Origin of the sequence: Rhizobium halophilum, from assembly GCF_021648825.1 — a bacterium.
Classification (GTDB): Bacteria; Pseudomonadota; Alphaproteobacteria; order Rhizobiales; family Rhizobiaceae; genus Neorhizobium; species Neorhizobium halophilum.
Window position 1 is genome coordinate 392,374 of sequence record NZ_JAKJHS010000002.1, and the last position, 15,658, is coordinate 408,031.

Below are 15,658 nucleotides of genomic sequence, written 5' to 3' on the forward strand. Positions count from 1 at the left end.
TGGCGTGGACGAATTCATGCGTCCCGCTTCGCAATCCAGTCATGGTCGGGATGGTTCCGGAATCGCCACTTGCGGAGCGGGCCGGCCATGACGTTGAGATAGTACATGTCGTAGCCGTAAGGAGCAGCGCAAGGGTGGTGGCCTTTCGGGACCAGAACCAAGTCGTGGTTGGAGACGCTCATCGTCTCGTCCAACGTCCCATCTTCGGTGAATACTCGCTGGAGGCCGTAGCCTTGCGCGGGGTGCAGGCGGTGATAGTAGGTCTCCTCCAGATAGGTCATCTCCGGATATCGGTCCTCGTCATGGCGGTGCGGGGGGTAGGATGACCAGTTGCCGGCGGGCGTGAAGACCTCGGTGACGAGGAGGCTGTCCGCCACGTCGGCCTCTTCCATGGCGATCGGGAAGATGTAGCGCGTATTGGCGCCCTTGCCGCGCATCACGAGATCGGGCACATCTAACACCCGAGCCTGGTGGTTCCCCCTTCCAGGTGCGGTGCAGACGGCGAGCGTGCAGTCGCTCACGGCAATCGCGGTCCAGCTGCTGCCATTCGGTATGTAGGCACAGGCAGGCTTCTTGCGCTCGAACACGTTCATCCGCTCCCCAAGCGTTCCGAAGCCTGCATCCGCTGCCGCGATCTCTGCCTTGCCTTCGACGAGCACGAGGATCACCTCCCTGTCACCCGTCGTTTCCTCGGCACGTTCCCCCGCCTTCAGGCGGTAGAGCCCGAAGCCGACGTAGGACCAGTCCGGCGACTTTGCCGTCCTGGCCTTCTCCACCGTGATGTCGTGCAGCTTTCCGGTAGCGCCGCGTGGCTTGATCAAGAGTTCCGACATTCGTTCTTCCTTTTATCTGGCGATGCAGCGGGCTTCATGCTGCTCTGCTCAACTATGATCGGCAACCGCAAGGCCTGCCTTGGCGCAGACCATTAGGATGTGCTCGTAGCCCATCTTCGAATAGTCGTAAGGCGGAGCCTTGGCCGGATCCTGCTCCGCCTCCACGACGATCCAGCCGTGATAGTCCATGTCCTTCAGCCGCTGTGCGACGTCGAGAAAGTCGATCGCTCCATCGCCAGGCACTGTGAAGGCGCCGGCGACGACGGCGTCGAGGAAGCTCCGGTTGTTCTCCCTGACATCCCGGACGATGTCGGGGCGGATATCCTTGAAGTGGACGTGATGGATGCGGTCGCCCCAGCGGTCCATCGTCTTGGCAATGTCGCCGCCGCCAAAGACGAGATGTCCGGTATCGAAGCAGAGGGTCACTTCCGGCCCGGAGGATTCCATCAGCCAGTCGATGTCCTCTTGGTCCTCGACGAAGGCGCCCATGTGGTGGTGATAGGAGAGGGGGACGCCCCGGCCGGCCGTCCATTTGGCAAGTTCCGTCAGCTTTCGACCATAGGCATGCACCTCATCGCGGGAGAGCTTGGGCCGGTCGTTGACGGGCACGCCGATCTGCCCCTGCACCGTATTGGAGCATTCGGCATAGACGATGCACGGCGCCTGCAGCGTCGCGAACTGCTCGACCTGCTGGGCGATTGCCGCCTGTTCCGTGGCGACATCGGAGGCGAGGAGATTGCCGGAACACCAGCCGCCGCAAAGGGCGATGTCGAACCGTTCGAGGAACAGCCTCAAGCCTTCCGTGTCCTGCGGCATGCGGCGGCCACGCTCGACACCGGTATAGCCGATCTCGCGCGCCTCCTTGAGCGCCTGTTCCATCGTGTAGGCGGCGGTGAGATCCGGCAGGTCATCGTTCTGCCAGGCGATGGGGGAGATGCCGATCTTGACACTCATCTGCTTATCCTTTGCTGCGCGGGGCGGCCATGTTGTTGTGCTTCATGTTTATGGGAGATCGAGCCTCAGTTGACCCGCTGTCGCCTGAGGTTTTCCAGGTAGCGCTCCCGCGCCTTTCGTACGGGTTCGCGGGCCGAGACCTCCGGGACTGCGACGTCCCACCAACTGCCGCCTGCTTCCGTCGAGGGATAGGGATCGGTGTCGATGACGACCACGAAGGGTCCGGGCGCCTCACGTGCTTCGACGAGCGCGGCCTCGAGTTCCGCGATTGTAGCGACCTTGCGCGTCTCGGCACCCATGGAGGCGGCATGGGCGGCGAAGTCGATGCGAGAGGGATTGACGTGCTGGGCGTGGTCGAGAAGGTTGTTGAACTCAGCGCCGCCGGTGCTCATCTGCAGCCGGTTGATGCATCCAAAGCCGCGATTGTCGGTCAGGACGAGGGTGATCTTGACGCCTATCATGGCGGCGGTCGCCAGTTCGGAGTTCGCCATCATGTAGGACCCGTCGCCGATCATGCAGACGACATCCCGATCCGGTTCCGCCATCTTTATCCCGATTGCCCCGGCGATCTCGTAGCCCATGCAGGAGTAGCCATATTCCATGTGGTAGGACATCGGCCGGCCGGCTTTCCAGAGCTTGTGCAGTTCGCCGGGCATGGTGCCGGCCGCGCACATCACGACGGTATCTGGACCTGCCGACCGCTGCACGGCGCCGATAACCTGCATGTCGGTCGGCAGCGCGTTCTCCTCGGGGTCCGGCGCGTCGGTGACGCTGTCCGCCGCCACGAACCAGTCCGCCTTGAGCGCAGGATCGGGTGCAGCAAAACGAGCGTCACCGAGAGCCTCCGCAAGGGCAGAAAGCCCCGCCGCTGCGTCTGCGCACAGTGGCTCGGCACCGTGCTTTGCCGCATCATAGGCCTGGACGTTGAGGCTGATCAGCTTTCGGCCGGGATTGTTGAACAGAGTCCAGGAGCCGGTGGTGAAGTCCTGGAAGCGCGTCCCGACGCCCAGAACGACGTCAGCGTCAGCGCAGACGGCGTTCGCGCTGGATGCGCCGGTCACGCCGACGGGGCCGAAGTTGAGCCGGTGATCCCAGGGAAGTGACGACTTACCCGCCTGCGTTTCCACGACCGGAATGTCGAAGCGTTCGGCAAATGCCTGAAGGTCGGCATGTGCCTGTCCGTAGTGCACGCCGCCGCCAGCAAGGATGACAGGGTTCCGGGCCGCCCTGAGGATGGCGGCAACCCGCCGGATTTCGATGGGATCCGGCTGAGGGCGTCGGATGCGCCATGTCTTCTGCGCGAAGAAGTCCTCCGGCCAGTCGTATGCCTCGGCCTGCACGTCCTGACAAAAGGCGAGGGTGACTGGTCCGCAGTCGGCGGGATCTGTCATCGTCCGGAAGGCCCGGGGCAGGGCCGTCAGCAACTGCTCCGGCCGCACGATCCGGTCGAAGTAGCGGCTCACAGGGCGGAAGCAGTCATTGGCTGAGACGGTGCCGTCACCGAAATCCTCAACCTGCTGCAGAACGGGATCCGGTCCGCGCCCGGCAAAGACATCGCCTGGCATGAGAAGAATGGGTAGCCGATTGACATGCGCCAGTGCCGCCGCAGTCACCATGTTCGTGGCACCGGGGCCGATGGAGGACGTAACCATCATCGCCCGACGTCGTCCAAGTTGCTTGGCGTAGGCGATTGCAGCATGCGCCATGGTCTGCTCGTTGTGGCCGCGCCAGGTCTGGAGGCGTTCCCGCTCACTGTGCAGCGCCTCGCCGATGCCGGCCACGTTGCCGTGTCCGAAGATCGCCCAGCAGCCGGCAATGAAGGGCACGCCGTCCTCGTTCAGCTGGTTGGCGATATAGCGGATGGCGGCCTGTGCCGCGGTCAGTCGGATCGTCTTCATGCTGTCTCTCCGGCGTATGTGGCGCCTGTTTCCGTTGCTGCGGCCCGGGCCTCGTCCCAGATCCGGCAGAGGCGGCCGTAGCGCTCCTGCATCATGGCAATTGCTTCGGCGTCGCTGATCTCGCCCTTCAGCCACCATCGCGCAGCATCGGCGAAGATCGTGCGCCCGACGGCAAAGCCCTTGACGAGGTCGAACTGTGCAGCCGCCCGGAAGCTTTGCTGTAGGTCCGCCTCCGGTGCATCAAGGCCCAGGATCACGATGCCGCGGACATGCGGGTCATTCTCTTCGATCGCCTGGCAGGCGGCTTTCCATGCCGCGGGCGAATGCATTGGCTCCAGCTTCCACCAGTCGGGGTAAATCCCGATCTCATAGAAGCGGCGAATGAGATCGGCGGTTGTCCGATCGTCTACCGGACCGGCCTTGGAGGGGATGATCTCCAGCAGGAACTCGAGGTCGTTGCGTCGGGCGGCGGCGAAGAGGCGAAGCAGTGTCGCCTCCTGCTCCTGGCGCAGTTCGAGGCTGTCGCCGGGATGGCAGAAACACAGGACCTTCACCACGTGGTCCTTTGGCCAGTTGTCCAGTTCGCCGCAGTCCGGCCCGAGATCCGGTTCCAGCGTCAGCGGTCGGGATCCCGGCCATTCGGTCGGCCGACCGATCCAGAGCCCGGTGCCTGCCGAAGCATGCAGCGCTTTGCGGCCGATCCTGTCGTCGCAAAGGATTCCGTAGCCGCGGCGGCCGTCGGCAACGTTTAAGGCGGATTGCAGGCATAACGTCTTGAACTGACCGATCCGACTCGGCTCCGACCCCGCCTCCTCTGCAAGGGTTTCGAGTTGCATGCGGTGATCGAAGGCAAAAATGCGCATCTCGGGCCAGTCGCCCTTGCGGTTGGTCGACCAGTGGACCTGCTCCAGTGCCGCATCGTTGCGCAGGTCCGGGCGCTTGAGGCCTCGCTTCAGGAAGAACTGCAGCTCCTCCCATGAAGGATAGGCGGGCGTGCAGCCATGGCGGGAAACGGCAAACGCGCCGCAGGCATTGGCATAGGTGAGTGCTGTCTCCCACGGTTTGTCTCTCAACCAGCCGCGCAGCAGGCCGGACATGAAGCCATCGCCGGCGCCCAGCACGTTGAAGACCTCGATCGGGAAGCCGGGGCCTGAGCGGCCCTCGTCCAGCCTGCTGCCGATCTCGGCCTCGAACGCGACGGCGCCCATGGGACCGCGCTTGCAGACGAGGGTCGCGGAGGAGACTTTTCGGACATCTCGTAGTGCTTCGATGGTATCGGTCGAGCCTCCGGCGATGTGGAACTCCTCCTCCGTTCCGACGATGAGGTCGAAGAGGTGGAGCGTAGATTGCAGTTTGGCGGTCACCGCACCGGATTCGATGAAACGGCTTTCGCCCGCGCCATGGCCGGCTAGGCCCCACAGGTTGGGGCGGTAATCGATGTCGAGCGCGGTTCTGGCGCCATGCTTACGGGCGAGGTCGAGGGCCTTCAGGACCGCAGCTTCCGTGAGCGGATTCGAGAGGTGCGTTCCGGTGGCGCAGACACAAGCCGCTGAGGCGATGAAGTCCTCATCGATATCGTCTTCGCAGAGCGCCATGTCGGCGCAGTTCTCGCGGTAGAAAATGAGCGGAAAACTGTGCTCGTCCCGGATACCCAGGAGCACCAGTGCCGTCAGCCGCTCCGGATCTGTCTTCACCCCCGTCACGTCGACGCCTTCCGTGATCAATTGTTCGCGGATGAAACGCCCCATGTGCTCGTCGCCGACGCGGGTGATCACTGCCGACTTCAGGCCCAGCCGCGCCGAGCCCGCGGCGATGTTGGTGGGGCTGCCGCCGATATACTTGGAGAAGGAGCGCATGTCCTCGAGCCGCCCTCCGACCTGCTCACCATAGAGATCGACCGAAGAACGGCCGATGGTGATCAGGTCGAGAGGCTTGCTGTTGTCCTTCAGCATGACGCAACCTTCTCCCTCGGTTCTCATTGCATGTGCCGCCGCCGCTCGGCGATCGCCACCGGCAGAGCGGAAACGATCGCCATGGACGCGGCGATGGAGCGGAAGCCCGCATAGTCGTTCTCGGCGATCTCGAGCCAGACCTTGGACAGCGGAGCGAGTGGCGAGAGCGGAGAGTCCGTCAGGGATACGATCGGCACGCCACGGTCGTGCAGGCGGACCGCCAGGTCCACCGTGTCTGAGGCATAGGGCGCGAACGAGCAGACAAAGGCCGCGTCGTCAGTTTGCGCCATGTCGGCGATCTCCTCATCTATCCCGTTCGTGGAGCCGACCATGATGGCGCGGATGCCAAGCTTGCCGAACGTATAGGCAAGATGTGCGGCGAGTGGATAGGAGCGCCGGCGGGCGATGAGGTAGATGGTGCGGGCGCGTGCCAGCACCGTCACGACCTTGGCAAATTCCGCATCGCTCACCTGAGCTGCGAGCTTGTCCACCGAGTTGCGTGCGGCATCGATGAACCCGTGCATGACGGTGCCGTCGAACGTCCCGGGGCGAGCCTTCGCTTCGAGCCGCGTCAGGCGTTCCTCGTAGCTCGATGCTCGCGCCATCAACCGCTCTCGGAAGACCTGCTGCAGGTCGGAGAAGCCTTCGTAGCCGAGGTGATGCGCCAGCCGCACCAGCGTCGACGGTTGTACCTGCGCCGCCTTGGCAATGGAGGCTGTTGTGCCGAGCGCAATCTCGTCGGGATTGGCCAGGACATAGCCTGCCGCCTCCGCCAGTCGTTTGGGCAGTGTGTCCTGCGCACTGACGATACGGCTGCGCAGGATCTCAAAACTATTCTTGCCCTCGACCATCAGATCCTCAAAGCGTGACCACGACGCCCTGCTTTGCCGAGCGCAAGGCTGCGCCCGCGAGCAGGAGTGCGCGCAAGCCGTCTTCTCCACTGGGGGAGGGGGATGCCCCGTCCTTGACCACGGAGACGAAGGCGGCAATCTCCGCCGCGTAGGCTTCCACGTAGCGAGTCATGAAGAAGTCGTGCAGCGGCGGGCGGGTGTAGCCGTCGCCGGTCGCAAGTTCGATCGTGAAAGGCCGCTGGTTCTCCACCGAAATGCTGCCCTTCGAGCCGTGTACCTCCACCCGTTGGTCATAGCCATAGGTGGCGCGTCGCGAGTTCGAGATCGTGCAATGCTTGCCCGACGCCGTGGTCATGGTGACGGAGGCGCTGTCGTAATCGATGCCCTCGATCGTCATGTCGGTCAGGACCGAACCGGTGGCGTAGACCGTCGCGGGTTCCTCGCCCAGGAGGAAGCGGGCCATGTCGAAGTCGTGGATGGTCATGTCGCGAAAGATGCCGCCGGAGGTCTTGATGTAGTCCATCGGCGGGGCGCCCGGGTCTCGAGAGATGATCTGGATCATCTCGACTTCACCAATGCGCCCGTCGGAGATGGCCTTCTTGACCGCCGCGAAGTGCGGGTCGTAGCGGCGCTGGAAGCCGAGCATGAGCTTTGCGCCAGTGTCGCGAACGACCTTGAGGCAGGATTCGGCACGAGTGACATCGAGATCCACTGGCTTTTCACAGAAGATCGCCTTCCCGGCGCGCGCGAACTTTTCGATCAGGTCGGCATGGGTGTTGGTGGGCGTGCAGATGATGACGGCATCGACTGTCGGATCGGCCGCGATCTCATCAATGGTCGATACCCTGCAACCGTATTGCTCCGAGATTGCATTGGCGGCATCAGCAACCGCATCGGCGACGAGGGCAAGTTCGGCATCGGGATTGCCGGAAATGGCCCGCGCATGAACCTTGCCGATGCGACCAGCGCCGAGTAGGGCGAACTTTAGTGTCATGTTGTCCTCTTGTTTGGGAGATGAGCGGTTCACGCCGCGGTATCCTGAAATTCGGCGCCGGTCTTGGCGCCCGTGATGTATGCCACGACATCCTGACCGTTGGTCTCGTCCTTCTTCAGGTCGGCAACGATGCGCCCCCGCCGGAAGACGACGATACGATCGACGAGATCAAAGACCTGCCGCATGTTGTGGCTGATGAGGATCAAGGGTTCTCCCTGCTGCTTGAGGGTGCGGATGATGTTCTCCACCTGGGTGGTTTCCTGAACGCCCAATGCTGCCGTCGGCTCGTCCATAATCGTCAACTTGGAATGAAAGGTCGCCGTGCGTGCGATGGCCACGCATTGCCGTTGGCCGCCCGACATGTTTCGGATCGTGTTCCTCAGATTGGGAATTTTCACCGCCGTCTTCTCCAGCGCCTCCAAGGTGCGCTGCCGCATGGCCTTGTAATCAAGGATGGAGAAAGGCCCGAAACGGAAACGGACCAGTTCGCGGCCAAGGAAGAGGTTGTCGGGAACGTCCAATTCGTCCGCAAGCGCAAGCGACTGGAAAACGGTTTCAATGCCCGCCTCGCGCGCCTCCATCGGATTCTCGAAAGCCACGGGAGCGCCGTTGAAGATGATCTGTCCCCGCGTCGGCTTCTCGACGCCGGTGATCTGCCGGACGAAGGTAGATTTGCCGGCACCATTATCGCCCATGATGGCGACATGTTCGCCCGCGTGGATCCTGAAGTTGGCGCCCTCGAGCGCATGGACGCCGCCATAATGCTTCGTCAGGCCGACCGTTTCCAGGATGGTGTTGCTGCTGGTCATGACGTCCTCCCTCATGGACCCCAAGCGGCCCGGCGCTGGCGCCACTGGTCCAGCACCACTGCGGCGACGATGATCCCGCCCTTAACCATCTCCTGATAATAGGCATCGAGCCTCAGGAAGGTGAAGCCGGAGATGATAACGCCGAAGATAAGTGCACCGAGTACGGTGCCGACGATCGAGCCGCGGCCGCCGGAGAGCGACACGCCGCCAATGACGGCCATGGCAATGGCGTCCAGCTCGTACATCACCCCCATCCCGGCCTGAGCCGTGAGGTTCTTGGAGGAAAGGACGATCGCCGCCACGCCGGCGAGCAACCCCGCGATCATGTAGACGAGGACCTTGTGCCGGCCAACTTTTATCCCAGACATACGAGCAGCATCTTCGTTCGACCCGATCGCGTAGGTGTGTTTCCCGTAAACGGTGTGGCGCAACACCAGATGGAAGAGGATTGCAAGCGCTCCGAATATGATGACGGGCATAAGACCATCACCCACGGTGCGGTAGCCTTCGGTAGGAAACGATATGGGCCGGCCGGCGGTCCACCACTTCGCAACGCCGCGAGCCGTTACCATCATCCCCAAGGTCGCGATGAAGGGAGGGATGCCGGTATAGGCAACAAGTGCCCCATTGATGATCCCCGCCAACAGGCCAAACAGGAGCGCAACTGCGACCGGAACAAGGACGGGAAGATCCGCAGCCCAAGGGCCCAGCGCCAGCGTCGGGTTGGCGTTCCCGTTGACTTCCGCCACCTGAGCGAAGCTCATGGCAATCATCGCGGCCGCGCCCACCACGGAACCGGATGAAAGGTCGATCCCCCCGGCGATGATGACCTGCGTCACGCCGATGGCGATGATGCCGACGATCGACACCTGCAGGATGATGATGCGCAGGCGCTGCTCGTTGAAGATCGAGGCACTTCGGTCGGACGTGTCGAAGAGGAAGCTCTGGCCCATCATCAGGTGGCCAAGCAGTTCGAATATGCCGATGATGAGAATGAGCGCGAGCAGCACGTTCATCTCGTTCGGCCAACGGCGCTTGGAACTGTCGAAGGCAAGGCCGCCGATGCCATGCAAGTTAGAAGTCGCCATCGCTCATGATCCCGGATTCGGCAGCAGCAGTCACGCCGCCGGTGGTTCAAGCAAGGGTGGTCATTCGACCTCCCTTGCAGATTTGGAAGCAGATCAGTTCTTCGACTTGTAGTCGCCCATGTTGTCGGAGGTGACCAACTGGAACGGAATGTAGACCTTCTGCTCGACGGTCTCGCCAGCTGCGAGCTTCAGGGCCGCATCAACCGCACCCTTGCCTTGGCCTGCCGCATCCTGGAAGACTGTGACGTCCAGATCGCCGGCCTCCATTGCGGCCAGTGCGTCCTGGGTTGCGTCCACACCGCCGACGACGACGTCGTCCATGGATATGTTGGCGGCCTTCATCGCCTGGATGGCTCCGATCGCCATCTCGTCGTTGTTGGAGATGACGGCATCGAATTTCTCGCCCGTAGAAAGCCAGTTGGTCATCAGGTCCTGCGCCTCGTCGCGCGACCAGTTCGCAGTCTGTTCGTCGATGATCTGCAGTTCCACCTGGCACTCGCCTGACGCCATGACATCCTTGATGTCCTGGGTCCGCATCACTGCCGCCTGATTGGAGAGCTCGCCCATCATGATGTAGATGCGGGCAGGGTTCTTTCCCTTCTCGCTGAGCAAGCGGCACACTTCCTTTGTCTCGAGTGTGCCCGATTCCTGTTCGTTGGAGGCAACGAAAGCCTGGTTGTCCGGCAGCAGGTCGACGTTGATCGGCTCGCGGTTGACATAGACAAGCGGGACACCAGCGGCTTCGGCCGCCTTTGTCATGGCTTCCGTGGCAGACGTGTCGACGGGGTTGACGATGATCGCGTCCACGCCGGAAGCCACGAAGTTGTTGATCTGGTCGAGCTGCTTCGCCACATCATTTTGCGCATCCTCGATCTGCAGGGTGACCCCATCCTGCGTCTTTGCATATTCGCTCATGCCGTTGCGCAGCACGGTCAGGAAGTTGTCGTCGAACAATGCCATCGAGACGCCGATGTTCTCAGCGTGGGCGGCAGTCGACATGAGGGCAGCCGTGAGGGCGCCCAGGATGAGCTTCTTCATGATTTCTCCTCCACTTCGGGTGCCGGTTCACCCGTGTTCGCCGGATGCGTCAGTTTCTGATAGGATCAACGGCCCCACCTCCTCGTGGGAACGTTTGATCTTTGTCGTCTAGCAAATGAAATATTTGTTCCAAACTCGATCATGTCAAGCCGCTAGTCGAGCTGCCTTCGCATATCATCGGGGGTCGTCCATCAGGCAAGCACACCTCGTATGTCCCTTGGGTGGACATATCCTCTGCGGACGGAGCATGTTGCGCCGTTCTGCGAGTTCATCAATGATGTTTGGAGGTCGCCGGTCAGCCTAGACATGACCGTTTCGTCGTGTGGCGGCGTTCCAGGATATCGGTCGGGCTGAAGCTCGGGGGAGGTTGTGGCATGACATCGCTGGGCATTGGCCTAATCGGGACCGGTTTCATGGGCAAGGCGCACGCGCTTGCCTACCGCTCGGTGAACGCTGTCTTCGGCGATGTACCGGACGTCCGGCTTGAGCTGCTTTGTGACCAGCCTGCTGACAAGGCTGGCGACATGGCGAGGCAGTTCGGTTTCTCACGGGCGACGGGAGACTGGCGGGAACTCGTGAGCGATCCTGCCGTCCAAATCGTCTGCATCACCACGCCGAACAAGATGCATGCGCAGATGGCCATCGCGGCTCTCGAATGCGGCAAGCACGTTCACTGCGAAAAGCCGATGGGTCTGACGCTGGATGAGGCGATGCGAATGGAAGCTGCGGCGGAGGGCTCCGGCTGCAAGACCATCGTCGGCTACAACTACCTTGCCAACCCCATCTACCAGCACGCCCGCAAGCTCGTTCGCGAAGGTGCCATCGGTGTCCCTGTGCATTTCCGTGGCTTTGTGGACGAGGATTATCAGGCGGATCCGGAGACGGCCTGGACCTGGCGCGCGATCCGGGCAGAAGCCGGGCTTGGCGCTCTGGGCGACCTAGGATGCCATCTTGTCTCGCTGATGCAGGGTCTGATGGGTGCTGTTGCAACCGTTGTCGCGGATGTGGACACGGTGCACAAGATGCGGCCGGTAGAAGGGTCAGCGGAACGGAGGCCGGTGGAGAACGAGGATATCGCTAACGCCTTGGTCCGCTTTGAGAATGGCACCACCGGCCTGTTCTCCACGTCGCGCACTGCCTGGGGCAGAAAGAGCCGGATCGGCTGGGAGGTCCACGGCACCACAGGCATGATCTGCTTCGAGCAGGAGCGGATGAACGAACTGCAGATCTACCAGAACACCGGCAACAAAGGGTTAGACGGCTTTCGCACAATCCTTGCGGGACCGGCGCACCCGCCTTATGGCAACTTCTGCCCCGCACCGGGTCACCAGCTTGGATTCAACGACCTGAAGACCATCGAGGTCCGGAACTTCCTTCAGGCGATCGCCGGAGGCCACCGAGCTCATCCCGATTTCAAAACGGCGCTCGAATTGGAGCGCGTCATCCATGCAATCGATCGTTCCGCAGCATTGAAGCGGCTGGTTTCTGTCAACCGAGCCCCTGTTGACGACAGATAGAGCAGAGCCGCGAGAACCGATCTCCCATGGCTGCTCTCCCTCCCGCTAACTGCGCTCGGGCACCCAGATTCGGCGCCCGTCGCGCATTATCCACCGGCCGTCCCGCTCGCGGTCGCGGTGGGAGTACCTGTCGCCATCGCGCCGGTCGTAACGTCTGCTATCATTGCTATCGCGACCACCGTCCCACCTGTCGCCTCTCTCTCGCCATGCGTCATCACTGCGTTCGTCGCGTCGGTAGTCTCCGTCCCTGCGCTCCTGGTCCCACCTCCGCGAGTCTCTGTCCCTCCTGTCAACGCGATCATATCGCGGTCCAGAATCATAGGCGACGTAAGAGCCTCCCTCGCTGACGCAACCGGTCGCCATGAGGCAGACCAAGCCAAGAGCCGACGCAGTGACGAGTTTCATGAGGCTTCCTCCTTGTTGCATGGGACATGGGGCTCCGCTGCCCGATGGCAACCCGCAACTTGCGTTAGGGCCAAGGGACTAGCTAACGAGCGCGCTGAGTTCTACCTCCTGCCTCACGCCTTGCGTGTAATACTGAACAAGTTCAGCGGCGATGTACTCAGCATCCAAATCGCTCTTGCCGATACCTCGTCGCTTGCAGATCGCGTCGAGGACGCGTTCGAGGGTATCCAAGTCAGAAGGATTGAGAGGCCTTAGATCTGGCGAGTGCTGTGTCATGCTGTCAATTTTGTGAAGCCTACATGAACGGTAGATGAACCCAGGAAGCCAGTTCACTGGACCAAAGTCTGATCAAGCCGCGCCAGAGGTCTTGCGGGGGAACGCGGACGACGAGTGTGCGTTGAGGGGCAGCCACAACCCAAGGAGATGGCCATGAAGAAGTTTATCATTGCAACCGCGTCGCTTGTTCTCGCAGGCACCGCAGCTATCGCACAGGAAGGCACCGCCAGCGGAGCAGCAGGCGGTGCAGTAACGGGCGCCATCGTCGGCGGCCCAGTCGGTGCCGCTGTCGGCGGCATCGCAGGTGCAGTTCTTGGCACGGCGATCGATCCGCCACCGGAGCGTGTTGTCACTTACGTCCGCGAGCAGCCGGTGCCGGCAGAGCCTGTCATGGTGCAGACGGAAGTCGTCGTTGGACAGCCACTACCGCAGACAGTTGTGCTGACCCCGGTTCCGGAAGCGCCTGCCTACGCCTACACCTATGTCAACGAACGCCGCGTGATCGTCGACCCGCAGACCTACACGGTGGTCCAGGTACTGGATTGATCCGACCATACATTGGCATCCGGGCCCGGCGCATTACGCGTCGGGCCTAACGTCGCCGAGGTGGATCGCTAGAGCCAGATGCACCTGGTGCGTTTCGCCGCAGGTGGCGCAGGGTCCTTCTTAAAGCTAAAAAACCTGCCGTCTGCCTTGATGGTCAAGGTCGGCCCGAAACCGCCAATCCTTTCGTTGCCGAGATCGAGCTTTCCGTGCTCTCGCAGGCGCCGGCCGGGTGAACAGAGCGCGCTGTCGCGAGTGGACGGCCCAGAAGGACTAGCGCGATACCTTGAGCCATAGGGCATCTTCTCTCAGGAGTAGGCGAGGGGTTGAGTGAATCAGTCTGGCTTTGTCGGTCTGACAAGGGAGATGACGCGAGGCTTCGAGGGAGCATCTAGCCACTCGATCCAGTTATCCCTTTCCTCGATGGTGTCGAAGAACCGCCAAAGCTTGTACTCTTCCTCGGTAGTTTCCAGCATCTCACCAACCGTCACGAGCTCTAAAGGCAGTGTGACCTCATTGCCATCGAACCGCACGAGATAGATGCCCTCGGCGGCGAGACGAACGACCTGACCACTGGCATAGCTTCCATCGGGGTTGTCGAAGGTGAAGTACGTCCCGGTCAGCGTGTCTACGATTTTGTTGCTCATCATTTTAGATGGAACCCTGGTTTCCTAGCGGACAAAAGTGGCCTGGAAATAGGCAGAAGCATAAGAGGATGCAACAGACCACTACCCGGCACATTATCGGTTGATAGCCATTAGCAGGAAGTGCCATGTTCTTCTTCTTTTCGAACCGCCTGGGTTGTCTCGGATCGCTGGTCATTTCGGCGGTGTTGACACTGATTGTGCTGGCCGTCCTCGGTGTTCTGTAATCGCATGCTTAGGACGCCCCATCCTGCAGCGGCCACGGCCCACGCAGGCTGCAATGGGCGGTTAGTCATTAACCGGGATGTCGAAGTGCATGACATCCTCTCGGCGTCCAAGCTTGGTGTAGAGAGCCACGGCCGGATCGTCTCCATAGTCGGCCTGAACGTAGATTACCCAACCGCCGCGTTCGCGTGCGATGCCACGAAGATGGTTGATGAGAGCCGTTGCGGTGCCCTTACGGCGATGCTTTTCATCGACCGCTAGATCATAGATGTAGATCTCGCGACGCTCGCGTTCGAACTTTGGAAGCTCATATGCGACCAGCCCCCCCACCACGTTATCATTTTGGAGTGCGATCAGAGCGATAACGTGATCCATTGAGAGTAAGCCGGCGACGTAGCCTGCGCTCGGTGGTTCCAGCTCGTAGCTTACGGGGTCGTTGAAGGTTTTGCCGAACAAGTCATTCAGCCTTCGGAGATCAGCTTCGTCATTCGAACCTAGGCGGCGAATGGTCGGTGCCTGCATCAGGTGAGTTCCTCTTCGTCGACTAGAAGAAACCTAACATTGAGTCGGCCGTCCAGTTCAGTAAGTCCGGATCATTCCAGACCATCCAAACGCCGATTGCCAAAGCCGTCAGCAACGCGATGCCGATCAGCTTGCGTACCACAAAGACCACAAGCCACAGTACTACGACCGCAATCACGCCCGTGATGATGAGTGAGTATAGGTCGTCGGGCATCTTCGGCTCCTGAATCGTCTGGTCTGCCCGCATACCCTTCTTCCGCCTTAGGCGGCTTTTTCATGTCCTTCCGTGCAGCGCCTCATGAATGGCGATGCGCGTCATCGCTATACGAGACGTGGCTCCGTGCCAGTGCTTTTCGCCGGGGGCGATCCCGATGGAGTCACTTGGATTGATTGTCTGGATCGGCTCACCCATTCTTTTGAATGAGCCCGGAGCCGGAGATAACGTGCAGCGTTTGTCCAAGTGGATGGTGACATTCAGCGGATAATCATTGCCCGGAATTTGTAGCCAAGCCGTTGTGCCGCCCATCCTGCGGGGGATGGGCGACTTCAAACCTGATGGATTGCGTCCGCAGGTCAGGCAATAGGCGCCCGCGCAATTCGCTGTACGGGCGTCGATCACAGGACGCACCAGGCATTGGGGCGAAGAACGGCCGAGCTTCAAGGTGAAGCAGACTACCGAAAGCGTCTTGGAAGGTCATGCCCTTCGCCGCACGGGCAATCTTTGGCTTAGATAAGGGTTACGTTTTCGGCTTTTGACTTTCCGGTCTTGCGATCCTGTCCAACGTCGTAGCTGACCTTCTGTCCATCTTGCAGAGAGCCGCCCGATGCGATGGCGGAGATATGGACGAACACGTCAGGTCCCCCGTTATCCGGCGTGATGAAGCCGAAGCCCTTGTCCTGAGCGAAAAATTTGACGGTACCAGTTGCCATGATCATCCTCGTTGGCTCTCTAAGATATCAGAGAGAACTAGTCTTTGCGAACGCTCGCATCAAGTGGTTTAAGGACGTAACCTTTTTGCGCCTGAGCCACCAGGGAGCACTCTCCCGCATCCAGCGGTAGAAATTTCTGGGCTCACCTCGCAAGGATCAAGGGGTGGGGGCGGTGCACC

15 protein-coding genes and 1 pseudogene are annotated in these 15,658 nt (G+C 61.3%); 2 read left to right on the plus strand and 14 right to left on the minus strand.

Annotation, left to right across the window (positions count from 1 at the left end; genetic code table 11):
* Positions 1-14: 14 nt before the first annotated feature.
* The 9 genes from iolB to LXM96_RS06490 all read right to left on the minus strand — a co-directional run bounded on the left by iolB (position 15) and on the right by LXM96_RS06490 (position 10,417).
* Entirely contained in the window at positions 15-833 is an 819-nt protein-coding gene (iolB, locus tag LXM96_RS06450) for a 5-deoxy-glucuronate isomerase (RefSeq protein ID WP_239997553.1), read from the minus strand.
* A 48-nt stretch (positions 834-881) separates the two neighbouring features.
* Positions 882-1,787 carry a myo-inosose-2 dehydratase gene (gene iolE / locus LXM96_RS06455; protein WP_239997554.1) on the minus strand — a complete coding sequence of 302 codons (906 nt, stop codon included), beginning with the start codon at positions 1,785-1,787 and terminating at the stop codon, positions 882-884.
* Positions 1,788-1,852: 65 nt separating this feature from the next.
* Positions 1,853-3,685, minus strand: a complete 1,833-nt coding sequence (gene iolD, locus LXM96_RS06460) for a 3D-(3,5/4)-trihydroxycyclohexane-1,2-dione acylhydrolase (decyclizing) (protein WP_239997555.1) — start codon at positions 3,683-3,685, stop codon at positions 1,853-1,855.
* Complete coding sequence (locus LXM96_RS06465) at positions 3,682-5,637, minus strand: bifunctional 5-dehydro-2-deoxygluconokinase/5-dehydro-2-deoxyphosphogluconate aldolase (protein WP_239997556.1); 1,956 nt, start codon at positions 5,635-5,637, stop codon at positions 3,682-3,684. Before LXM96_RS06465 ends, iolD begins: the two co-directional genes overlap by 4 nt.
* 23 nt (positions 5,638-5,660) lie before the next feature.
* Positions 5,661-6,488 (minus strand): MurR/RpiR family transcriptional regulator, encoded by an 828-nt coding sequence (locus LXM96_RS06470; protein ID WP_239997557.1) that lies wholly within the window; start codon positions 6,486-6,488, stop codon positions 5,661-5,663.
* A 7-nt stretch (positions 6,489-6,495) separates the two neighbouring features.
* Positions 6,496-7,482 carry an inositol 2-dehydrogenase gene (gene iolG / locus LXM96_RS06475; protein ID WP_239997558.1) on the minus strand — a complete coding sequence of 329 codons (987 nt, stop codon included), beginning with the start codon at positions 7,480-7,482 and terminating at the stop codon, positions 6,496-6,498.
* Between the two features lie 29 nt (positions 7,483-7,511).
* Positions 7,512-8,291 (minus strand): ATP-binding cassette domain-containing protein, encoded by a 780-nt coding sequence (locus LXM96_RS06480; RefSeq protein ID WP_239997559.1) that lies wholly within the window; start codon positions 8,289-8,291, stop codon positions 7,512-7,514.
* An 11-nt stretch (positions 8,292-8,302) separates the two neighbouring features.
* Positions 8,303-9,379, minus strand: coding sequence for an ABC transporter permease (locus LXM96_RS06485; protein WP_239997560.1), 1,077 nt, complete (start codon positions 9,377-9,379; stop codon positions 8,303-8,305).
* Between the two features lie 93 nt (positions 9,380-9,472).
* On the minus strand, positions 9,473-10,417 hold the full coding sequence (locus tag LXM96_RS06490; RefSeq protein WP_239997561.1) for a sugar ABC transporter substrate-binding protein: 945 nt from the start codon (positions 10,415-10,417) through the stop codon (positions 9,473-9,475).
* Positions 10,418-10,791: 374 nt separating this feature from the next.
* Here LXM96_RS06490 and LXM96_RS06495 point away from each other — a divergent pair, with 374 nt between their 5' ends.
* Both LXM96_RS06495 and LXM96_RS06500 read left to right on the plus strand, forming a co-directional pair.
* Positions 10,792-11,934 carry a Gfo/Idh/MocA family protein gene (locus LXM96_RS06495; RefSeq protein ID WP_239997562.1) on the plus strand — a complete coding sequence of 381 codons (1,143 nt, stop codon included), beginning with the start codon at positions 10,792-10,794 and terminating at the stop codon, positions 11,932-11,934.
* A gap of 834 nt (positions 11,935-12,768) precedes the next feature.
* A complete protein-coding gene (locus LXM96_RS06500) occupies positions 12,769-13,161 on the plus strand; it encodes a DUF1236 domain-containing protein (RefSeq protein WP_239997563.1) in 393 nt (130 codons plus the stop codon).
* Between the two features lie 332 nt (positions 13,162-13,493).
* Here the strand turns inward: LXM96_RS06500 and LXM96_RS06505 are convergent, their stop codons facing one another.
* The 5 genes and pseudogenes from LXM96_RS06505 to LXM96_RS06525 all read right to left on the minus strand — a co-directional run bounded on the left by LXM96_RS06505 (position 13,494) and on the right by LXM96_RS06525 (position 15,479).
* A complete protein-coding gene (locus LXM96_RS06505; RefSeq protein ID WP_239997800.1) occupies positions 13,494-13,805 on the minus strand; it encodes a hypothetical protein in 312 nt (103 codons plus the stop codon).
* 285 nt (positions 13,806-14,090) lie between these two features.
* Complete coding sequence (locus LXM96_RS06510) at positions 14,091-14,549, minus strand: AAC(3)-I family aminoglycoside N-acetyltransferase (RefSeq protein WP_239997564.1); 459 nt, start codon at positions 14,547-14,549, stop codon at positions 14,091-14,093.
* Positions 14,550-14,571: 22 nt separating this feature from the next.
* Positions 14,572-14,763 (minus strand): hypothetical protein, encoded by a 192-nt coding sequence (locus tag LXM96_RS06515; RefSeq protein WP_239997565.1) that lies wholly within the window; start codon positions 14,761-14,763, stop codon positions 14,572-14,574.
* 60 nt (positions 14,764-14,823) lie between these two features.
* A pseudogene (locus LXM96_RS06520) lies at positions 14,824-15,016 on the minus strand ((R)-mandelonitrile lyase); the annotation flags it as partial.
* Positions 15,017-15,275: 259 nt separating this feature from the next.
* Positions 15,276-15,479 (minus strand): cold-shock protein, encoded by a 204-nt coding sequence (locus tag LXM96_RS06525; RefSeq protein ID WP_239997566.1) that lies wholly within the window; start codon positions 15,477-15,479, stop codon positions 15,276-15,278.
* Positions 15,480-15,658 lie beyond the last annotated feature (179 nt).

What these genes read in the sequence shown, in the direction of transcription:
- iolB (WP_239997553.1), bottom strand. Translation starts at nt 833, where the DNA reads ATGTCGGAACTCTTGATCAAGCCACGCGGCGCTACCGGAAAGCTGCAC.
- iolE (WP_239997554.1), bottom strand. Translation starts at nt 1,787, where the DNA reads ATGAGTGTCAAGATCGGCATCTCCCCCATCGCCTGGCAGAACGATGAC.
- iolD (WP_239997555.1), bottom strand. Translation starts at nt 3,685, where the DNA reads ATGAAGACGATCCGACTGACCGCGGCACAGGCCGCCATCCGCTATATC.
- LXM96_RS06465 (WP_239997556.1), bottom strand. Translation starts at nt 5,637, where the DNA reads ATGCTGAAGGACAACAGCAAGCCTCTCGACCTGATCACCATCGGCCGT.
- LXM96_RS06470 (WP_239997557.1), bottom strand. Translation starts at nt 6,488, where the DNA reads ATGGTCGAGGGCAAGAATAGTTTTGAGATCCTGCGCAGCCGTATCGTC.
- iolG (WP_239997558.1), bottom strand. Translation starts at nt 7,482, where the DNA reads ATGACACTAAAGTTCGCCCTACTCGGCGCTGGTCGCATCGGCAAGGTT.
- LXM96_RS06480 (WP_239997559.1), bottom strand. Translation starts at nt 8,291, where the DNA reads ATGACCAGCAGCAACACCATCCTGGAAACGGTCGGCCTGACGAAGCAT.
- LXM96_RS06485 (WP_239997560.1), bottom strand. Translation starts at nt 9,379, where the DNA reads ATGGCGACTTCTAACTTGCATGGCATCGGCGGCCTTGCCTTCGACAGT.
- LXM96_RS06490 (WP_239997561.1), bottom strand. Translation starts at nt 10,417, where the DNA reads ATGAAGAAGCTCATCCTGGGCGCCCTCACGGCTGCCCTCATGTCGACT.
- LXM96_RS06495 (WP_239997562.1), top strand. Translation starts at nt 10,792, where the DNA reads ATGACATCGCTGGGCATTGGCCTAATCGGGACCGGTTTCATGGGCAAG.
- LXM96_RS06500 (WP_239997563.1), top strand. Translation starts at nt 12,769, where the DNA reads ATGAAGAAGTTTATCATTGCAACCGCGTCGCTTGTTCTCGCAGGCACC.
- LXM96_RS06505 (WP_239997800.1), bottom strand. Translation starts at nt 13,805, where the DNA reads ATGAGCAACAAAATCGTAGACACGCTGACCGGGACGTACTTCACCTTC.
- LXM96_RS06510 (WP_239997564.1), bottom strand. Translation starts at nt 14,549, where the DNA reads ATGCAGGCACCGACCATTCGCCGCCTAGGTTCGAATGACGAAGCTGAT.
- LXM96_RS06515 (WP_239997565.1), bottom strand. Translation starts at nt 14,763, where the DNA reads ATGCCCGACGACCTATACTCACTCATCATCACGGGCGTGATTGCGGTC.
- LXM96_RS06525 (WP_239997566.1), bottom strand. Translation starts at nt 15,479, where the DNA reads ATGGCAACTGGTACCGTCAAATTTTTCGCTCAGGACAAGGGCTTCGGC.